This window comes from Methylobacterium sp. Leaf87 (assembly GCF_001422775.1).
In the GTDB taxonomy this organism is placed as follows: domain Bacteria; phylum Pseudomonadota; class Alphaproteobacteria; order Rhizobiales; family Beijerinckiaceae; genus Methylobacterium.
In genome coordinates, this window is record NZ_LMMI01000045.1 from 375,133 (window position 1) to 394,189 (window position 19,057).

Below are 19,057 nucleotides of genomic sequence, written 5' to 3' on the forward strand. Positions count from 1 at the left end.
TCAGGACGGCTATGCCTGATCTAGTTGGGAGCAATGTGGGTGCGTCTATCTACTCCTACGGAGTAGATGGATGTAATCTATTACTTTCCATCTAGGTCAGTATTGCCTCCTATAAATATACATACAACCAACCTATTGCCGTGCTAATTATGTTTGCAGCTCAGGCAACATTGTGGCCATTCAGGAAAATGTGTTGGTAACTACGAAATTAGGATATAATAACGATGAAGAATATCGCATTTGAAACAAGAGTCAATGCTTACTTGCATCAAAGATATGCTGCAAGCAAAAGCTATCAGGAAGGCCAAGGGCGCATTTTCGACATAACATTTGAAGAATACTTAGCCATTTGGAAGCGAAGTCGATATCAGCTTGCAAGATTGCGAGAGCGGATTTTGATGAAGGACGCCTGGGAGTTCATGGCAAGCGAGGACGGTTATGTGCTGACATGGAAAAACAAGGATACTTTCAAAGCGGGCATCATCAACGCGGAAACCATGGAGATCAAAACTCGAAAGAAGAGCAAGCGGGTGTGCCATATGCAGCCGGGTGAGACCCATCGACCCGAGAGCATCGAAAAGATCCGGAAAGCCAGGACCGGAACAACCCAGTCCCCATCAGTACGCCAAGCCATCGGTAAGGCTCTCAAGGGTCAGCCCAAGAGTGCTGAGCACAAAGCCAAGATGAAGGCTGCGGCTCTGGCACGGCACGCGAGGCGGCGGGAGCAAAGCCTGACTCCTATGGGCACAGAGAGCACCTTTCCGTTCAACGGAAATTCGCAAGTTAACCAGTCTACCCAGGGTCGTCAGATTTTAGTGCAATAACATGCAAAACAGTGCTTGACGATCCTATAGAACGTGATATCTATACATCTGACTGCGCGGGCCGATTCTCTTGCCTACGCAATCGATTGGTTGGTGGTGGCAGCTTGCTGCGCATCTAGGAGCCGCGAAGGTCCATCCAACCACCAAAACGTCCGCACGTGAGCGGCTGTTTTGACGTGCTGCCAATCCTGGCGGCGCGGCAATCGATTGTGTTTGGAGATTTCGATGACCGCCGTTCCCACTCAGCACGCTGCCGTTCTTGCGCCTGCTCTCGCCATCATCACCGACACCACCTCCCTGTCTGCGTTGATTGCAGCCAACCAGGATCTGATTGACGATCAGGTTCCCGAAGGTGGTGCCCACCCCACCGATGCGGACCGCGCTACCTGGCAGACCTCCATCACCGCGATGGGTTCAGTCGTGGCGGTCGCCGGCAACAGGTCACGATTTGCCAACTCGACCTTGCTCGCCATGGCCATGCTGTATTTCCAGCATGCGCCAGACAACCAGTTTCCCGATGCGTTCGGAGAGGGCAAGTTCAAGAAGCCGGGCAGCAACCATGTGTTTGCGCCAGCAGCTTCGGCCCTCTTCGGCCTCAACGTTGGCGATGCTCTCAACAAGACAAGCAACAGCAAGCGAGTGAACTCGCTTTGCTCGCAGCACGACGGCTTGCTGCTGGCTCTTAGAGAGCAAGGTCTCCGACTGGAAGATATGCAGCTGAGCCGCGACAGTGTTCTCAAAGTGTTGAGCGTTATCGAAAAAGCGGGTGGCACCCATGCTCTGGAGCGCAAGGAGGCTGCCGACGACGATCAGTCGCCCCACCCCATCGCCCTGAGTGTCGAAGAGGTGGGGAGGATCCTGTTTGCGCGCGGCCTGTCCGTATTGGCTGGCATGGGCGGAGCAACCCCCAAAGTGGTGCTTCAGGCCGTGCGCCCCGACGGTACAACAGAAGAGGTGGGCGAGGTAGCTGAGAACTTGGTCACCAAGGCAGTTGCCGATCTTGCGAAGCCATTGCCTCGCACTCAGGCGCTCGCGGAAGCGATGCAGATGGGGCGATGCGTAATTGCGGAGGCCACATCAAGTGTCGCGCGACCGGGAACAGACCCACACAGTCCTCGTACTCCCCGGCGGCAGGACGAGCCGCAGATGGTGTTCCACCCGGATGGAAAGATCACCTGGAGCCTTTTGCTGGGCCCCAGCAGCGTGATTGTGGAGGTGCGAACACACCAACGTGACCTCATTCTGGATGCCGCGGTCCAGGGACATACTCGGCTGGATACACAGAGGCGCAAGCGCGTGGAGGCGAACATTTTGCCGATGGAGCGCCGAGTTGTCTTTGATGTCGGTGTAGAGGCCACCGAGAGAGCAACGGGCTTCGGCAAATTGCTTTTGTATACCGGCGCAGCCAGCGATGCTGGCGCAGGCAAGGATAGCGTTGGAGTGCTGCTTCAGGGTCTCACCGGCCCATTACCGATGGAGCTGAGTCCCAACTTGACCTTTCTCGCGAGCTGCAAGGCTGTGCCAGCGGTGTTCCACGGCTACGCCGGTCCGTACGCGGACAACGCTGCCAAGGCAGTGAAGACCGCAACCAGGAGGGCCAATCCACCACCGGATGTGACCATTACGATTGGTGCCAAAGGATTTACGTCCAGTGGAGCCAAGGCTGACGCCCGTCCCGTCGGTATGGCAGTCGAGGACGTTCAGGGAGCAAGCTCTGTGTCCGTCCGCCTAGACGACTATGTGGCATTCCTGAGAGCTTTTGAGGCGGTGTACCCCGAGGTCAATGTCGGTGTGGTCTGTCGGGCGGGAGATCACGGGGTTTGCTTCGAGTTCGGCACAAATAGTTCCAACTACCGCGTGTTTATCCCACTGTCTGTGAACGGCGTTCGAATGAACAGTGGCGTTCGCAAGATTGACGATGTGAAATGGCCTAAGGGGGCTTCGCTGACCCCCAACAATGAGCCTTCCGCGATCTAGCAGGCATTTGAGGGGAGCCTTTCGAAAGGCTCCCCATCCATCACCCAACCATCAACTGGACAATGACATGATCGCGCTGCATCAGCGTGCGAATAACTACGCGCGCTTCCTACCGGCCATCAATGGCAACTTTGCTCATTTCACACGCAAGCCAGCGTCCGCGCATAAGCGACCGCTTCCTGCCGGTCTTACCGCCCACCAATTGGACTTCCTCGATCCGGCCGGACTGTTTCACTACCCCTGGGCCCTTTATACAGCCGCGGAAGGGGTCTACGACACCAAGCCCACAATGGTGAGCCATCGCGACCCAAGCACATCGTTCCTATTGGGCGATAGCGGCGGTTTCTCCGTAATCAGCGGAGCTGTGAAGGAGGCGCTCCAGACGTTTCGCGAACGCTCGCTCAAGTGGATTGAGACCAACTGCAATGTGGGTCTTCCCGTCGACGTGCCGACTCGCGCTATCGACGCACAGTCCAATGTTTGGACCTTTCGTAAGTGCCTTGATGCCACCCTAGACAACACGGACTACGCCATTGCCAATGCCCGTGCGGGAACCCGGCTTCTAGCTGTGTACCAGGGACGTAATCATCAGGAGGCTCGAGCTTGGGCAGCCGAGATGAAGACCCGACGTATGTGGGGTATTGCGTTGGGCGGCCACACCCGCCTCGATTTTTGGTTTTGGTGCAAAGCGATCAAGAAGCTTATCGACGACGGCCATCTGGATCACATCCGGCACATCCACGTGTTGGGCACCACCGAGCCCGGGGTTGCTGTGTTACTCACGGCGCTCAAGCGAGCATTGCACGGCTATCTAAAACGGGACGATCTCGAAGTCACTTTCGATAGCAGCCGCGCGTACAGGATCGCGCAAGCCTATGGGCAGGTCACCCTAGGGTTGAAGCTGGGTATGACTGGCAACAGCGGCTCCGATAACGCCTTCGACTTCCGTTCGTTCTCCTTCCCGCAGCGTGGAGCGAAGCTGGATCAAAGCATCCGCTTTCCGTTTGACAGCCCCCTTGGTCGGCTCTGCACGCTAGGTGATTTCATGCCTGGCAGCAGTCCCGCCGTTCCGGCCTTCGATTCAGTAGGCTCCAATCTTCTCAGTCACCATGAAACCTACATGGAGTTGAGCGCCATCGAGCAGGCAAACCTCCTTTGCGACATGGATCTGAGCATGGGATCGCTCGTTCCCTGGCACGTTCAAGAGGGCGTGCGGGCGATTCATCATCTATTTGAGACTGGAAACATCTCGCACTTTGATAATCGAAAGCAGCAGCTGCAGTTTTATAACAAAGGCTTGCTGAGCAACGTTTTAGACGATTTCCGTTAAACGGAAAATCTACCGGTCAAATCAAATTCGCACTGGATTTGTAATGCTAAGGATCATCCAATTGATGTTCATCATTTTGCAATGAAAGAGAAAGCAATGAAAAAAACTACGAATATCAAAGATGATACTTTTGTCGCGTCTTCGCCGGTTTTCAGCACAGTTGATGGTCCGCCCGTTATGCCTCGCAATGCAGCCATCCAAAAGGCGAATGAAGTCAATTCAACCCGCGCCTTTAGTACAACAACTTTTCCTCTGGATAAATCGTCCAGTGACAGAGTGGCGATGGAGGTTGCCAAGCAATTTGGTGGCTTTATCACATCGTTCCGTCCGCTTGATGACAACAAGTGGCGCAAGCGTAGAAAAGCTTTTGCCCAGCAAATCGCAGCTTGGTTAGAAAATACGGACGTGCAGTTGCACCTCCGGTTGAGTGGATGGAGCCAAGCGGATCTGGACTCCTTCGAACTTGACTATGCCGGATGCCTGGCCCGGGCCCGAAAGTTGGGAGGTTCCGTCAACCTGGTTCCGGGAGCGATCCTGATCCTCAATCGTATCGAGTGCCTCAAGGCATTCTACGCGAGCGATTACGACTGGGGCATCATGATGGACGATGATGCAGTGCTCTACGAAAAAGCACAGCACAACAGCGCCTGGAGATTATTCCCCGAAATGGCAAAGAACGGGCAGGCTGCCTATGCGGAGGTCGATGTTTTCTTTCCCAACAATCCAGGCAAGCCTGGTGGTGGGTTTAACGCCAAATATGTCGAGGACCCCGCCTTGTATGCGGAAAATCATGTTTTTGAACGCAACCCTGATCTCAAGGGCAGCATGTTCATTGTTCGGAATTTTCGCAAAGCCAGGCGCCATGAGGTTTTGCCCGACCCCTCGTTCACGATTCACGGCGAGGACACCCTTTTCGCCACAGAGGCGATCAAACGCGGCTGCACCGTGATGAAATGCTGGAACATCAATCTCAAGGAGTTGGTGGGCGAGCGTGATAGCCACTTTGGTGGTGGTCGTTTCACCGCTATGCGAGAGGCGCACGTTCGTATCGCAGAGATGTACAAGGGTGATGGGCTTCGGATGCGGAAACCATACGATCAAAGTAGCAAGACCTTGGAACGCAAGGAATTCTACGCCAAGTGCTGGAAGGCCCGGCCAACAAAGTGGACCACGCCCAAACCGTGAAGAAGCCGGGGGCCTGATGAACTGGGCCTACCGCGACTACCTTCCCGAGGGGCCCGCGTCGGGCGTCAGAAACCTTATCTCAACAACTCCGTGACGGCGTTCTTTAGGCTCTCCGGGCTGCGGATCGACATGGCGGCCAGCTTGCGCGCCCCGGCGTGGACAATGGGCGAATCGTCCAGATTGAAGAGCCAGATCTTCATCATGCCGAGCGCTTCCAGGCTGAGCGCGAGGCTGAGTTCATCGTAGCACCAAGCGCTCTGAGCATAGGCGCGGCTCCACATCACCGCCGTGACCTCGCTGCGGCGGATGCCTTGCTCGATCGCCGCCGGCACCATCTGCCCAGGCTCTAACAAGTTGTCGCCGAACACCGCCTCCAGCCCCTGAGTGTGCAGTGCGCGGCTGAGCGCTTCGCCCATAGCCGCGTCCTGGTTCGCGACGCTGATGAAGATCGTCTTTGGCCGAGCGCCGCCGGACGCTGACCGCTTGACCCGATCGACCAGCAGCTGGTTGGCGATCGAGACGGCCTGATCGATCCCCTCGTCCTTGTGGAGGATGGATGGGTCAAAGCCGGGATTGAGCCGCGCCCAGTCGCGCCGCTCGTAGCTGCGCCGCGCCGCCCCGCCCAGGAAAGCGAAGGGGACGATCGGCAGGCCCTTGGCTTCGGCTAAGTGCAGGAGAGTGTTAGCGGTCTTGGACACCTTGCCGCCTAGCGCCACCACGACGTCGGCCTTGTCGAGGGCCTGCAGCTGCGCCAGTAGCCAAGCCTGGAACCAGGAGTCCCCATCGTCGGTCTCGGGGCCGGGATAGTTCCAGTCCTGGATCGTCAGGTCCGGCCGCCCCAGCGTCTGGCGCAGCAGAGCCCGCTTCTCCTCGACCTTGGGGTGGGAAGGGCTGTGGAAGTGGATAACCCCGCCGGCTTTGGCGTCGGCGTATCCCATGGCCGTGTAATAGTCGGCCGAATCCGGAAACGGGCTGCAGACCAGGAGTTGCGCGCCCGCATCCACCAAGGCCGCGCCAAGCTTCAAGGACGCGCGATTCAGGCGCGGGGTCTCCGCGTCGACATCATCCGTCTCGCCGGTGGCGCCCCCGATGACGAAGACCGCTTTGGCGCGCGAGACCACCTTGCCGGAGGGGCTAGACGCGCCAGCGGCCGGCGCCGAGGGGTCATCAGGCCCGAATACGCCGGCCTCAACGGCGCGCTTGAAGAGCGTCACGGCATTCTTGGCGGATAAGCCGCGGAAGAGACCTTTGGCCGTCTTCTCGATCTTCTCCTTGCGGGCGTCGGCGTAGTCGGAGATGCCGCGGATGGCGACCGTGCGAGGCGCGGGCGTCCGAACGATTGTGGCGTCGTAGACCCCGGCCGATTCCATTTCGATCGCCGCGGCCTTGCGGTCGACGTCGCGGGTGATCCACTCCACGAACCCCTTGCCTTTGCCAACGGCGGGGCCGCTGGCGAGCTTGCGGTCTTCGCCGGCGAAGAGCTTGCATGCCCCACGGCTGTTGAGGCCGGCCTCGGTCATCGCCGTCTCTGTCGCCGCGGAAATCAGAGCGGTGCGAAGGCGCCGCGTGTCCTCAATCCAAGCTTGGTGTTCCGCATTGTGGAGGCGCGCGAAGTATTGGAAGCGGTTGAGGAGGCGGACCGAGGTCTGGAAGTGATTTCCGGACGTCGTGAACGTCCAGCGCTTCTCGCCAACGCCAGCGGAGTTGGCGAGGTACTCGTTGACGCCGTCGGGCACGAACACGTCCCCCGGCTCCATGTCGTTGGAGAGCGAGCCAGCGATGCCGATGACGACCACATCGGCCGGCTTCAGCTTCTCTATTAGCAGGGAGACCACATTGGCTGAATGGGTGTTGCCCATCTTGCCGGCCGGAACGACGGCGATTTTGAAGTCCCGCCCCAGCACGGGCGACCGGAGCCCACCAAAGAATCCGGTCAGCGCGACGTCCGGGAATTCCTTCGGCTCGAACTCGTACCCGAGCATCTCAAGCACGGCGTCGGCTTCTTCGCTCAGCGCCACGTAGAGCAGAATGTCGACGCTGTCGGTCATGGTCCCCGAGGTACTGAGCCATCGCTGCTGCGAAGCTATCGCTCGCGCTCGCTGTTGTCATCGCCGGACATATGCCACGCGGCCGACGCGTCACACTCCGCAGCCTGTCTGAAATGCGCCTGAGCCATTCCCATGGTGAGGACGGGGGCCGGCAGCAATGAAGCGTTGGATCTCGCCTACACTCAAGGAATGGCGTGCCATCGCCACCCGCTACGAGAAGACCGCCGCCAGCTTCATGGGCGTCCTCTCCCGCGCTGCAGCCCTCGATTGGCTCAAGCGATGACACGCCCTAGGGGACGCTGAGCTTCGACGCCACCTATAACGTCATAAAAGCTGTATTTTATGACGCTCAATTTTGAGCTAAGCTCTTGTTAAAACTGGCTTACACTGAAAGCTCGCCCTTCCCGTCATTTGGAAACAACATGCTTTGTCGCTGATCCGCACAAAGCATGACGTTCCGATGAAGCAGGCCAGGGTGCCGACCGAGGTGGAATTCAAGCGTCTGGTTGCAGTGGTGAGCCAGGGCAAATATGGGCCTCGCAACCGAATGGCGCTGATGCTGAGCTACTTCGCTGGGCTACGAGTGGGGGAGATTGCATCGCTTCATTGGAACGACCTCGTCGACGGCGAGGGCAAGGTTCGCGAGCAACTGAGGCTCAGCGCAGCTGTCACCAAGGGTGGTCATGCCCGCGTGGTGTTCATGAACGCCCGGCTGCGTAGGGAGTTGGAGCAGTACCTGTGCAGCCTCGCTCAGCCCCCTACCCTCTCGCAGTCCGTCTTGATCACCCAGAAGCGCAGGGCGTTCAGCGCGAACACCCTGTGCCAGCTGATGCGAGGCTGGTACGACCTCGCTGGGTTGGGTGGTGGATCGAGCCACAGTGGTCGACGTTGGTTCATAACCCGGCTGGCTCACGCCGGTATCTCACCCAAAGCCATCATGATGCTCGCTGGGCATCGCCATCTCTCCACCACGCAGCGCTACATCGACGTCAACGATGAGATGATGCGCGCCGCCGTCGAAGCATTATAAGACGCGATCTCTCGAGAATTTCCATGAGGTCGCGGCTTGGAACGTCCACTTATCACTCCCTCTTTCCACGACCTTACCCCAAGTATTCAAGCGCTAGTGTTGCTGTCATTCAAGGAAACAGGCGATTTTCTGAGTGTTACAGGCGGTTTTGGAGGTACAATTCTCAAATTTCAAGGCGACTCGGTTGCAAGACTATGTGTAAAAATCCCCAAGAAATCTTTATCGGTAGATCCAATGGAGGCAGCAAGGCGGTTCTTAAAAGAGATTCGTTTTCAGCGTAATCTATATTTTCACCGTTTTGTTCACTGGCCAGCTGATTTCGATTTTGTTTTTGATACGCCTATTGCGTGGTTCAGATTTTGGGATGGAGATCTATCTGATTTGGTCGATGATTTGCGTGTTGGTACAATCAATCGACTCGCTTTACTTAGTTACATAGCTACAGGATTGCTGCATTGTCACAGCCGCGGCCTTGTTGCTCATCAGGATTTGAAGCCCGAAAACATCTTTATTCAAGATATCAGAACTGTGCAGACCGGTTTGCCTGATCTTGACGTATTCACTTTTCCGAAGATAGCGGATTTTGGCAGCGTGAACCTCGCAAGGGACATTGGGGAATTTCGTGGAACCAGACCCTATATGGCTCCTGAGCAATGGGCGAAGGAGCCTTTGGGGCAGCATACTACAGTTTGGTCAATGGGCCTTTTAACCTACGAGCTTTTGAGCATAGGTAAGCACCCGATTGGAGAACTGACACGGCCTTGGCGTCAAGGACTGTCGGATGTTCATAAAAGGTGGCAGAAGGATAGAATGTGGCGTCGGTGGATCGACAGTGGTGCACTAATGTCTGAGCCGCTCTTGGATGGATCAGCAGACAACCTGGCAAAAAGCTGTATGCAAATCGATCCCTTGAAGCGCCCAAGTCTTGTTCAATATATCAGTGAAGTCAATGAAATAATTCGAAATTACTCGCCTGAAGCTGCCGATCAGGTGGCCGCGCAAGTCTACCTTGCAAATTTAGATAGCACGGGGGATCATGATTGGCCGTACCAAGACAGCAAATTGAATAGAATAATTGATTTAACTAAAAACAAATTCCAGGATATCGATTTATCTTAGACTTGTTGATAAATATTCACCATTCTTGCAATCAAAACTTTCAGCGCTCGATCATATTTGTCGTAAATTATATCAGTGGGTTGATTGCTGGTGTTCCATGCAAAATAAGTTTGCGAGCAGCGGTGAGAGTTCGCCGATGTGGTCGCGGGAAACATTGCCGACATAGAACAGGCGCATCAGATATGATGCATTACCTCTGTCGACGCCTTTGTGCTGATAGCTAGCGCGGACGCGGCGCTCGCTAAGGGCAGTATCCTCCACCTGTACGGTCCTTTCCGGGAGCATGGCGCACACACCGCGCCGAGTAACGCCACGTTCGATGACCGCCTGCGAGCGAGGAAGGCCTCCTGGGGTATCCACAACCTCGAGGCTGCTGTGACTGCCGGGAGAGCGCACCAGCCGCATCTGGCCGAGCGCGTCGCGATGCCGGCCAACAACCTCAGCTTGATCTTCCATAAGGCGTGCCGGTACGCAGCGACCGGCAGCGAGGCCTTGCCTTGACCGCATCGCACTCAACCAGCGCGGTCGTCATCGGTGCGTCCGGCGGCATCGGCGCGGCCTTGATTTCCGCGCTCGCCGAGAGAAAAGCCTACGCGGCGGTCTTTGCGCTTTCCCGCTCAGGGGCATATTGCCGGCAAGGCGTCCGAACCCAGCCCATCGATCTGAGCGACGAAGCGATAATTGCTGCGGCCGCGGCCAAGGTCGGTGAGGCTGGACCTGTTGGCATGGTCATCGTCGCCACCGGCATCATTTCATCAAGAGGGCGTCTCACCCGAGAAGCGTTCAAATTGCTGGATCCCGTCGCAATGGCCTCTGTCTTCGCGGTCAACACGATGGGCCCTGCGCTCGTTGCTAAGCATTTCGTGCCCCTGCTGGCGCGACGGGGGCGATGCGTGTTTGCAGCTTTGTCAGCACGGGCCGGATCAATTGGCGATAATTGGCTTGGCGGGTGGTACACCTACCGCGCCTCGAAGGCCGCGTTGAACCAGATCTTGCGAACGCTCTCGATCGAGGTCGCCCGCAGTTGACCCGAGGCGATCATCGTGGGCCTGCATCCGGGCACAGTCGCCTCCGGCCTGTCGCAGCCCTTCCGGCCAGACCCGACTGCGGACAGCGTCTTCTCGCCGGAGGAAAGCGCAGTGCATCTCCTGCGCGTGCTAAACGACCTAGGGGCAGATGACACCGGCGGCGTCTTCACTTGGGATGTTTCGAAGATCCCTGGATATGCGCGGTTTTGGCCCGAACGGATGCCCGGGGCGACGCCATGCGATCGTTCGGAGCTGGGATCACTGTCGACATGCGCCATAAGCGGAAGTTGGCTGCCTGTTCGGGAGGCGGTCATTCCGCACCCGACCCTACATGGCCGTACACGAGCCGCCGCGCGGTTACCGAAAGCGGACATCGCCATTGCCAGGGCTACGGGGAGGGGGGCTCGGGATATTTCTCGGCATAGGGCGCGATGTAGGCCCTAAAGGCGTCGCCGCTTACGCGTCCATGTCGGGCATCGTAGGTATCCGGAACCGCGTTGTACCAGGAGCCCTTGGCGACGATCAGGAATGCACCCTTCAGGATCCGGATGAGGGGTCGAGCTCCCTTCGGGAGCGGCTGGTCTTGGTACTCGCCCATTTCCCATGCATCAAAGGTGACGTAAGTGCCGGACGGGAATTCGCAGATCAGCTCCTCGATCCCATCGGACGTCACGACCGCACCCGGCGTTCCGCTGGGCGGGATCGGCTCCGCTTCGAGCCGGAAGTAGTTCCACGACGAGCCAGGTCCGAAGGATTCGAAACTTAACGACTTCGGTTTCAGGATGAATTGCATCCCGAGGTTCAGCATTATGAGGTCCGACTCGGATGCAAGGGCGACCCCGGTGAGGTCATGACCGCCTCCGCTCGGTAGCATGACGTGATTGAGGCTGCCCGTGCCCGCCGCAAGCCTAAGGACGGCACGGATCTCGTCGGATCCCGTCCAGACGGCGCGCTCCGGGAACCCTGCCGGAAAGAGGCGATGCTGGATGCTCACCCATTCCTTGAGGTTCCGGTCTTGAAAATCAGCCATCATCGCGACCCAGTCGGCGAGGCAGGCCTCGACCTCAACCATGCGGGGGCGAAGCGTTGGATCGTCGACTGTGCACTGCGCGAGGAGGTCTTCGAGCGGCCCAAAAAAGGACTCGGGATGGAATCGCCCGAGCCCCAGACCACCGCCGGGCACGTACTGCCCGTCGAATGCGAGCTTGATACCAGTCAAGGCAACCCAGAGCGTTTTCGCGAACGAATAGACATCCGCGGGTGTACCGGCGGCGGTCGACGCATCGCGGCGCATCTCCGGAGCCAGGAGAAATTTCGGGCCGAGATCGTGCTTCGCCGGCGTCAGGTCCGGGCGCCCGGGATATTTTACCAGACCGAAATCCGAGAAGCAGAGGCGTCCTCCCAGGTACAGGAGGTTCGGCAGCTTGATGTCCCGATGGTGAATGCCGAGGCCGTGCAAGTCCGACAGGGTCCGGGCAAGCGGCACGAACGCGTTGACCACTCCGACGACGTCCACTCCGTCAATTGCTTTTCCTGCCGGGGACGCGAGCGGCATCACATACCAGCGTGGTCCCGCACTGCTCCGGAAGTTCAGGTCCTCGTCCAAGAGGGGAACGATGCCGGGGACGTGATGTGCCAGCTTGAGCGCGCCGATCTCTGACATAAATCGAGCGAAGATCTTGGCGTCAGTGCGCTTCAGCAGCTTAAGCGCGCAGTCCTTGCCACTTCCGTTGGCCGGCTCGACCCGCCAGACGTAACCGTTGCCTCCACTCCCAATCAACTCCTTCAAGGTCCAATTGCCCAGCTTGTCGCCTGGGCGTCGTTTCGCGGTCGTTCCCATGCTGTCCTGATATCAGATCGCTGCGCCGAACACATATATTCACGTGCATGCGGGCGAGACGTCGTCTCGCATGGCGAGTGCAGTCGGAAAGTGTCGCCGACCGGGCCCACGGGTCGCCTGCTTGGTCCAGGTCGAAGCCACGCGATTGCAGTCCGATGGGTCTTCTGCAAGGGGGGGGGGCGTGACCACTCGGAGATCAGATGCCGCCCGACACCCAGCTCCTGTCCGATACGCTGGAGATGCATCGCATCATCCAAGGCGCGTCTTGCATGCGACGGCATTCCGTCATCAGCCTCGACAAGCTGGCGGAGATGCTGACCGCGCTTTGCACGGGCGGCACTGTCGCCGAACGGAACGCGAAGGGCCACGATATCGTGTCGCCAGAGTACGGCAGAATCGAAGTGAAATCGCGCTTGCTCGGCACGGATGGTGCCTTTCCCCGGGTCACCTTGACGCCGAACAAGCTCGCCGGATCGGACAGCTTCATGGCGGTCCGCTGGAACGCCAACTATCGCATCCATGCAGCCGTTATGCTGAATGCGGGGGCCGTCAGGCCGCTCTACGATGCCCGAGTTCAGACTTCGGGTAAGTGCGCGCACATCGCGTGGGGAGCGTGGAAGAACGCGCCAGGAGCAATCGATTTCACCGAGCGGTTTGCTGCCTTGATCGCCTAGATCTCGTGCCAGTCTACCCGAAGCGCAAACTTCAATACGAAACGAAAGCGTTTGGAGTGGTTCCGGCGCAATCTCAGACGTTGATCGAACGGCTGTTTTATTCCTTCCCGCTCCGTAAAGCGGACCAGCCTAAAACCACCCAGCCAAGCCGTACGTCATCAATGTTTAGCGCCAGGAGTAGAAGCTGGCTCAACACCCGAGAGCGGACGTTTAACTTCGCGTCCTGAGTTCAGCGGGTCGGGTGCGACACGGATCGCAGTGTCCCGTGGATCTTGGTGATGGCCTCTACGAGATCGGTGCTTTTGGATAGGTCCGCATACCGGCCAGAGCGGAGGTACCGTCGAAAAGCGATCTGCATGTCCACGGCGCGGACGTAGTTAGCGCGCCGAATTTGCCATTCAGCATCCTTGATCGTCGCCGTTGGATCGGCAAAGGCGGCCCGCGACTGGAGATAACGGGCGCCGTCATCCGAGAACTCAAAGCGGAGCCACGTCAGGCCATCGACGATATCGGCGCCGGCTAGGAAGTATAGAGGCGTCATGAACGGATCCAAGGCGCCGAAGACGTGAACCGGCTTGTCGACTCCGTGCTCATCGAGGAGGGTACGCAGGCGCGCGATAAACATAAGCCGTTCGATGAGCGAGGAGCCGGCCTCCTTCTCCGTGATGCCGATGATGTCAAAGCTGTCGAGCCGGGGGACGTGCTTTGCCACGGACTCAATCGTTAGAGGTTCCTTGTCCATTGGCTTAAGGAGAAACGCGCTCCCGAAACCCGGCGGCCGCGCATCCAGGGCGGCCTCGATTTGCCGTTCAATGGGCAGGGACGTGCGGTCGTAGCTGACCGCGATGACGGGAACGTCGATCTCGATCCCCCCCAAAGTCTCGGTGTACAGCTCCGGGGACCAATCGAAGGCGGCATAGTCGGGATTTCCTCCCCTGCGCTGGCCCTCCTCGTCGACCAGCTTCTCGTAGCCACCGCTGTCTACGATGATCAGTGGGACCCGGAATCGGTTTAGATCGACTGCGTGGTGGCGGATGTCATACGCGCTCACGAGGACAGGGCTGACGATGTAGTCGACGGTCATATCCAGCGCGGTGTCCACCGCGATCCTCGGGAGCGCCTTGCTTGAGTAGGACGGAACCACAAGCGGTCCCTCGATGACGACCTTGCCTCCGACGGATATCGGGCGGGGCCCGCGCGAACTCGGCTGCGGCATCGATCATCCAAACGACGCCGCACCGGCCCGATGCGCAGCGAGAGGACGCGCCCGGTTGGGGCACGCGAGACCTGGATAGTGCATTAAGGTGGCCATCAAGGGAAGCCGCCCGATCGTGCTCGTAAGAACCGGCAACACACCTATCGCCTATGCGTTTTTCTGCATAAGCCGCCTGATCGCGATCAGCGCATCCCGCAGTGGGGGAGACAGCGTCGCCATAGCAAATAAATCTTGGAACTCGCTGGTGCCGTCGGACGGCGATTCACCGAGGTGGCGGTCCAGGACTACCTGATATTTTTCAACCTTTTGGATTAGGCAGTTCCTTAGCCGCGAGACGGTCGACTGGCTGACACCGAGAACCGCTGCCACTTGCGCCTCAGATAACCCGCTTTGCGAGATCGTCGCCGCCATGCGGATCTGTGCAAAGGACTTATCCATTGCGATTTTATGCAGGAACATGCATAAAACCACAAGGAGTTCGCAGCGATGCAGGCGGTTTGGGCTGGACATGGAGAAACGGCACGGCTGATCGCGATGCCGGACGGCGCGGAAGAGGTCGTACGCGGGGTCCCCTGGGGTAGCCCGGATTTTGCCGGGACGCCGGCCTATTGGGTTGTGCGGTGTCAGTGGGGCCAGGACGACGTGCCTAGCTTCGCGTGTGGCGCTAGCACGCTCACAGAAGAAATCGGGTTCTGCCTCCTCGGTGGGTACAGCGTCACCTTCGAAGCCAACATGGCGGCTTTTACCTGGCTAAGGCAGAACGACGTCTTCGAACTCGAAGCCAAGATCGATGCCGACGATATCGTGAAGCTTTTGTCCATGCCCCTACTCGTCGATGGCCGACTGCGTCGCTATCGCTTCCCAAACCAACGCGCGATGCGGATCTCCGCCATGCGACGCCGCATGATCGCCGCGCCGCCGGACCCTTCCTCTGCGCAAATTTTGCGCAACGACCTCATGTCCTTCGAAGGCATCGGGCCGAAGACGGCTTCCTGGATCGTGCGAAACCACCTCGGCAGTGACGAGGTCGCCATCATTGACGTCCACGTTCTCCGGGCTTGCCGGCGAATGGGCCTGTTTCCGGAGGCAATCTCGCTTCCCCGAGACTACGAAAGCCTTGAAGAGGCCTTTCTCAATTTCGCCAGGGCGATAAACGTGCGATCCTCGCTCCTCGATGCCGTAATGTGGACGGAGACGAGGGCGACTCCGCTTTGATGGCGGCGGTCGCGCCTGGCAGGGAGATTAGTGCATATGGGCGGGTCCGATCCAAATCCGCCGAACCGGGGCCCTTCACAGGGACTTGGATCGGGCGGGAACTGCCCCTCACGGATCGCCACGACCATCGCGGGACCGGCCGCTGGCATCACCAAGGGGGAATGGCTGGACGTACGTGTCGACAGATCGGGCGGCCACCCCCGCGTCGTTCTTGTCGATGAGGTGACGCTCGCGACGGTAGGGTCCCTCGCCGGCATCCCCGACTTGGCGACACTGATCAGGTGCTTGGAGCAAGGCATTCCTTATAGGGCCTATGTCGACCATATGGACGGCGGTCGAATCGACGTCACCGTCATCAGGAGGTAGCGGCTTGCTGATCGGCGGCGGCGTCTACGTCGAGACCTGTGTTACGCCGGCCCGGACAGCGCTCTTTGGCTCGGGTGGCCGCGCGGCGATGGTCGTAGCCGGTCTCGGCGGCGCAGTTGTCCTGCACACCTTCCACCCGGAAGCTTTGCGAGACGATGTTGACGCCAACTTCAACCCGGCCGGCATCGGGGTTGTCGTACACTCTAGTCCGCGGCGCTTTTGTTTCGAATACTTGCATCCAATGGCGCGGCCACGGATCATCCCGCTTCCGGCGGGACACCCGATAAACGTTCCGCTTCAAGGGGAGGAGGTTCTGCGCTTCGGCTGCCTCGAAGGGGATTTTAGAGTGGCTGCCGCGCGGGCCGTCTACGATCCCCAATCCGGCTCCGACCCCGCGCCGTTCGGCTTCAACGGCTCGACGGCGGGGAGCTTGGCGATGATCCTGAATGCGAACGAGCTGCGCGGTATGGCCGGCATGGACGATTTAAGTCACGCGGCCACGGACGTGATGCGCGATGCCGCGGCATCGGTTCTCGTCGTTAAGGACGGCCCGGCCGGGGCCTACGTGTTCGAGGGCACGTGCTTGCCGCGACATGTTCCGGCATATCCAACGGACTCGGTCTACAAGATCGGGTCTGGCGATGTCTTCTCCGCGACCTTCGCACATGCTTGGATGTCCGACAGGGTCCAGGCCGCCGAGGCTGCCGACCGGGCCTCGCGCCGAACGGCTCAATACGTCGAGACCCCGGCTTTCCCACTACCGTTCGAACTCCCACATCGGGCGGCGGGGCGGACGGACGCCCGCGGTCGCCGGGTTCTGCTTGCTTGCGACACTAGGACGGCGTCACGACGTTGGGTCTGGGAAGAGGCGGCTCGCGGGTTGCGGGACCTGGGGGCCACAGTCGTGCCCGGAGACAGCTACTCTCCCGCTGACTGGGGATTGGTCGCAGCATCTGTCGATAAGGCGGCGGTCGACATCGTACTCGCGCATTGCGATGACGGACGCACCGCTGCCGCTGCCTTAAGGGCTATCCTGACACTCGGGAAGCCCGTGGTCGTGTTTGCGGACGACCCAGCCGCGCTGGAAGCTGCCGGGAAACTGGGCGTCCCGGGAAGCGCCGATCTCTGCTCCGCCCTCTACCGAACTCAGTGGGTGCCACTTTGAGGGTGCTTCTCCTGACGGGCGGGTTGGACTCGACCGCGCTTGCCTCGATGCTCAAGATTGAGTGCGCTCTGTTCGTGGACTATGGGCAGCGGCCCGCAAAGGGTGAGGAGCGGGCTGCGCGGGCCGTCGCCGAAGCCCTTGGCATCCCCTTGGACATCCGACGTGTCGACTTGTCCGCATTCGGTCACGGAATAATGTCGCCGATGGGCGCCGCGCTCCCTTCGGCGCGCGGCGCTCCGGAGTTCTGGCCCTATCGGAACCAGATGCTGATCACCCTCGCCGCGATGACCTACGCGGCCGAGCCGCTGAGTGAGATAATCATAGGCACGGTGGTCGGCGACGACGCCCACCCCGACGGACGTCCGGAGTTCCTGGACGCGATGGACTGCGTCGTGAGCCAGCAGTCCGGGGTTAGGGTCGTGGCCCCAGCGCTCGGAATGACGACGTTGGAACTGGTTAGGAAGGCCGCCGTACCGAGATCTGTACTCGGTTGGACGTTCTCCTGCCATACCGGCGAATGGGCGTGCGGAAGCTGCAGGGGCTGCCACAAGCACCGTGACGTCATCGCCTGCCTCGACGAAGGCGAGTACGGCGATTCGCGATCGCGACGTCCGGGTAGAGGCTCGGTCGAGTAAGCTCGGTGGCCGTCACGAACGGGAGCGAGGATCTCGGATCCGCGACTGGAACATTGAGTTCGGCTCAAGCACCGGGACCCAATGCTCAGTGCGATGGAGCCTCGCCCTTCTCAGTCGTCGGCCCGGTCCCGGGGACCGGACGGGACCCTGTTGCTGAGCTCCCCGGCCGGTTCATTTCCTGCAGTCTTTCTAGACCGGGCTCCTGCGATGATCCGACCCGCGGTGCCGGAGGCACGACCGGTCCCAAATCAGCCTCGGGCGGTGTCCCGACCCTTTGCAAATCCACGACCTTGGCCACTGGATAGGAAATCCACCGGTAGACGGCAAAGCCGCTCGCTAGGAAACCGGCGATCCCCATGACGACGAAGATCAGCCTGAACGACATCCTGAAAGTCCACCTCGTCTGGGTGATCTGGTCCTCGGCTGCGGCGGCGCCGGTACCGGCCAGGGATTCCCGGACGAAGATGCGCGCGTAGTTGGGCAGGTGAGCCTCCTCGCCCCGCCGCAAGGCTCTCTCCGCGATCTTGACTAAGTCTGAATTGCGTTGGTCGAGCCTCCAGAAGACGAAGGACAGGAGTGGAAGGAGGAGACCTAGGATGACGACTACGAAGTTCAGCGGCCCACCGACCTGGAGCGCGCCGCCGATGGCAGCCGAGATCACGCCCGAGAGGACGACGAAGAAGTTGAACACGGACACCCGCTGCTGGGCATGCAGGGCAAAGTATCTCCAGAGGTGCTCCAGCACCTTGTCGGCCGGCATCGCATTCTGGTCGCGCGCGGTTGCTCCGGCTTCCGACGGATGGTTCCCTAGTCCTTCTTTCAAGCTCATCCTCCACGCTTTCCTACATGCGATCCCGGCGTCAAACTACCTTGCTACGCCTTAGTTGTTTTGATGCCCGACGATATGTTCGAGGCGATTTTGCGGGCTTTGTAGCGGATGTAGCCGACATGGGGCCGACCTGTCCCACGGTGCGGGACGGTCCCGGAAAGCACCAGGCCCGTTTCGCCCTGATTCTTTCACCAAGGGCCAATCGAACGGCCGGTGAGCGGATGTTCCGAAGGCCCGCTTTGGGTCACTTTCGGACGGAAATCAGGCGCGCGTCCACTTTGGGCGCAGCCGATCCGCCACTCGTTCAAGCCGCACCCGTCCGTAGTGTTTGTCGATCATCGAGAGTGACGTCCGGCAGTTGGGTGCCACGTCCATGACTTCAACGCCGTGAGCCAGTTGCTCGCTGACGTGAAAATGTCGCTGAGAGTATGGTGTGCGTTTGATGCCGCGGTTGTCCCGTCTAAGCTAGCTGCCTTGAGCAACTCTGTGAAGCCATTGGGGATCGAACCGATGCACTTGCCCTGCTCGCCCATCACCACCAGATATGTCCTCCAGTTGTGAATATATTTTTATTAT

Annotated in this window: 16 protein-coding genes and 2 pseudogenes; 13 read left to right on the top strand and 5 right to left on the bottom strand. The window is 59.3% G+C overall.

Features of this window, described 5'->3' with window-relative positions; translation table 11 throughout:
- The first annotated feature begins 224 nt into the window (after nt 1–224).
- From ASF22_RS24140 to ASF22_RS18410, 4 genes are all read left to right on the top strand, one after another.
- On the top strand, nt 225–824 hold the full coding sequence (locus tag ASF22_RS24140) for a hypothetical protein (protein WP_156647850.1): 600 nt from the start codon (nt 225–227) through the stop codon (nt 822–824).
- Between the two features lie 225 nt (nt 825–1,049).
- A complete protein-coding gene (locus tag ASF22_RS18400) occupies nt 1,050–2,801 on the top strand; it encodes a hypothetical protein (RefSeq protein WP_056266990.1) in 1,752 nt (583 codons plus the stop codon).
- A gap of 67 nt (nt 2,802–2,868) precedes the next feature.
- On the top strand, nt 2,869–4,131 hold the full coding sequence (locus ASF22_RS24145; protein WP_156647851.1) for a hypothetical protein: 1,263 nt from the start codon (nt 2,869–2,871) through the stop codon (nt 4,129–4,131).
- An 81-nt stretch (nt 4,132–4,212) separates the two neighbouring features.
- Nucleotides 4,213–5,316 (top strand): hypothetical protein, encoded by a 1,104-nt coding sequence (locus ASF22_RS18410; protein ID WP_156647852.1) that lies wholly within the window; start codon nt 4,213–4,215, stop codon nt 5,314–5,316.
- Nucleotides 5,317–5,390: 74 nt separating this feature from the next.
- Here the strand turns inward: ASF22_RS18410 and ASF22_RS18415 are convergent, their stop codons facing one another.
- Nucleotides 5,391–7,364, bottom strand: a complete 1,974-nt coding sequence (locus tag ASF22_RS18415; RefSeq protein WP_056266995.1) for a TIR domain-containing protein — start codon at nt 7,362–7,364, stop codon at nt 5,391–5,393.
- Between the two features lie 157 nt (nt 7,365–7,521).
- Here ASF22_RS18415 and ASF22_RS25250 point away from each other — a divergent pair.
- From ASF22_RS25250 to ASF22_RS23365, 5 genes and pseudogenes are all read left to right on the top strand, one after another.
- A pseudogene (locus ASF22_RS25250) lies at nt 7,522–7,647 on the top strand (hypothetical protein); the annotation flags it as partial.
- Between the two features lie 144 nt (nt 7,648–7,791).
- A complete protein-coding gene (locus ASF22_RS18425) occupies nt 7,792–8,394 on the top strand; it encodes a site-specific integrase (RefSeq protein WP_244474336.1) in 603 nt (200 codons plus the stop codon).
- Nucleotides 8,395–8,430: 36 nt separating this feature from the next.
- Nucleotides 8,431–9,513, top strand: coding sequence for a protein kinase (locus ASF22_RS23360; protein WP_082483806.1), 1,083 nt, complete (start codon nt 8,431–8,433; stop codon nt 9,511–9,513).
- Between the two features lie 210 nt (nt 9,514–9,723).
- A complete protein-coding gene (locus tag ASF22_RS18430) occupies nt 9,724–10,014 on the top strand; it encodes a DUF938 domain-containing protein (RefSeq protein WP_056266998.1) in 291 nt (96 codons plus the stop codon).
- A pseudogene (locus ASF22_RS23365) lies at nt 10,011–10,733 on the top strand (SDR family NAD(P)-dependent oxidoreductase); the annotation flags it as partial. The gene ASF22_RS18430 and the pseudogene ASF22_RS23365, both read left to right, overlap by 4 nt.
- Before the next feature lie 196 nt (nt 10,734–10,929).
- On the opposite strand, the gene ASF22_RS18435 reads toward ASF22_RS23365, so the two are convergent.
- Entirely contained in the window at nt 10,930–12,381 is a 1,452-nt protein-coding gene (locus ASF22_RS18435; protein WP_082483809.1) for a protein kinase, read from the bottom strand.
- A gap of 200 nt (nt 12,382–12,581) precedes the next feature.
- Here ASF22_RS18435 and ASF22_RS18440 point away from each other — a divergent pair, with 200 nt between their 5' ends.
- Nucleotides 12,582–13,055 carry a hypothetical protein gene (locus ASF22_RS18440; RefSeq protein WP_056267004.1) on the top strand — a complete coding sequence of 158 codons (474 nt, stop codon included), beginning with the start codon at nt 12,582–12,584 and terminating at the stop codon, nt 13,053–13,055.
- A gap of 229 nt (nt 13,056–13,284) precedes the next feature.
- On the opposite strand, the gene ASF22_RS18445 is transcribed toward ASF22_RS18440, so the two are convergent.
- Entirely contained in the window at nt 13,285–14,157 is an 873-nt protein-coding gene (locus ASF22_RS18445; RefSeq protein WP_156647853.1) for a hypothetical protein, read from the bottom strand.
- Nucleotides 14,158–14,418: 261 nt separating this feature from the next.
- Nucleotides 14,419–14,730 (bottom strand): helix-turn-helix domain-containing protein, encoded by a 312-nt coding sequence (locus tag ASF22_RS18450; protein WP_056267009.1) that lies wholly within the window; start codon nt 14,728–14,730, stop codon nt 14,419–14,421.
- A gap of 27 nt (nt 14,731–14,757) precedes the next feature.
- On the opposite strand from ASF22_RS18450, the gene ASF22_RS18455 reads away from it, so the two are divergent.
- The 3 genes from ASF22_RS18455 to ASF22_RS18465 all read left to right on the top strand — a co-directional run bounded on the left by ASF22_RS18455 (nt 14,758) and on the right by ASF22_RS18465 (nt 17,652).
- Entirely contained in the window at nt 14,758–15,486 is a 729-nt protein-coding gene (locus ASF22_RS18455; protein WP_156647854.1) for a hypothetical protein, read from the top strand.
- Between the two features lie 370 nt (nt 15,487–15,856).
- Nucleotides 15,857–17,017, top strand: coding sequence for a carbohydrate kinase family protein (locus tag ASF22_RS18460; RefSeq protein WP_056267012.1), 1,161 nt, complete (start codon nt 15,857–15,859; stop codon nt 17,015–17,017).
- 2 nt (nt 17,018–17,019) lie between these two features.
- The gene (locus tag ASF22_RS18465) at nt 17,020–17,652 is read left to right on the top strand and encodes a 7-cyano-7-deazaguanine synthase (protein WP_244474337.1); all 633 of its coding nucleotides are present in this window, start codon (nt 17,020–17,022) and stop codon (nt 17,650–17,652) included.
- 85 nt (nt 17,653–17,737) lie between these two features.
- Here the strand turns inward: ASF22_RS18465 and ASF22_RS18470 are convergent, their stop codons facing one another.
- Entirely contained in the window at nt 17,738–18,481 is a 744-nt protein-coding gene (locus tag ASF22_RS18470; RefSeq protein ID WP_156647855.1) for a hypothetical protein, read from the bottom strand.
- Between the last annotated feature and the right edge of the window lie 576 nt (nt 18,482–19,057).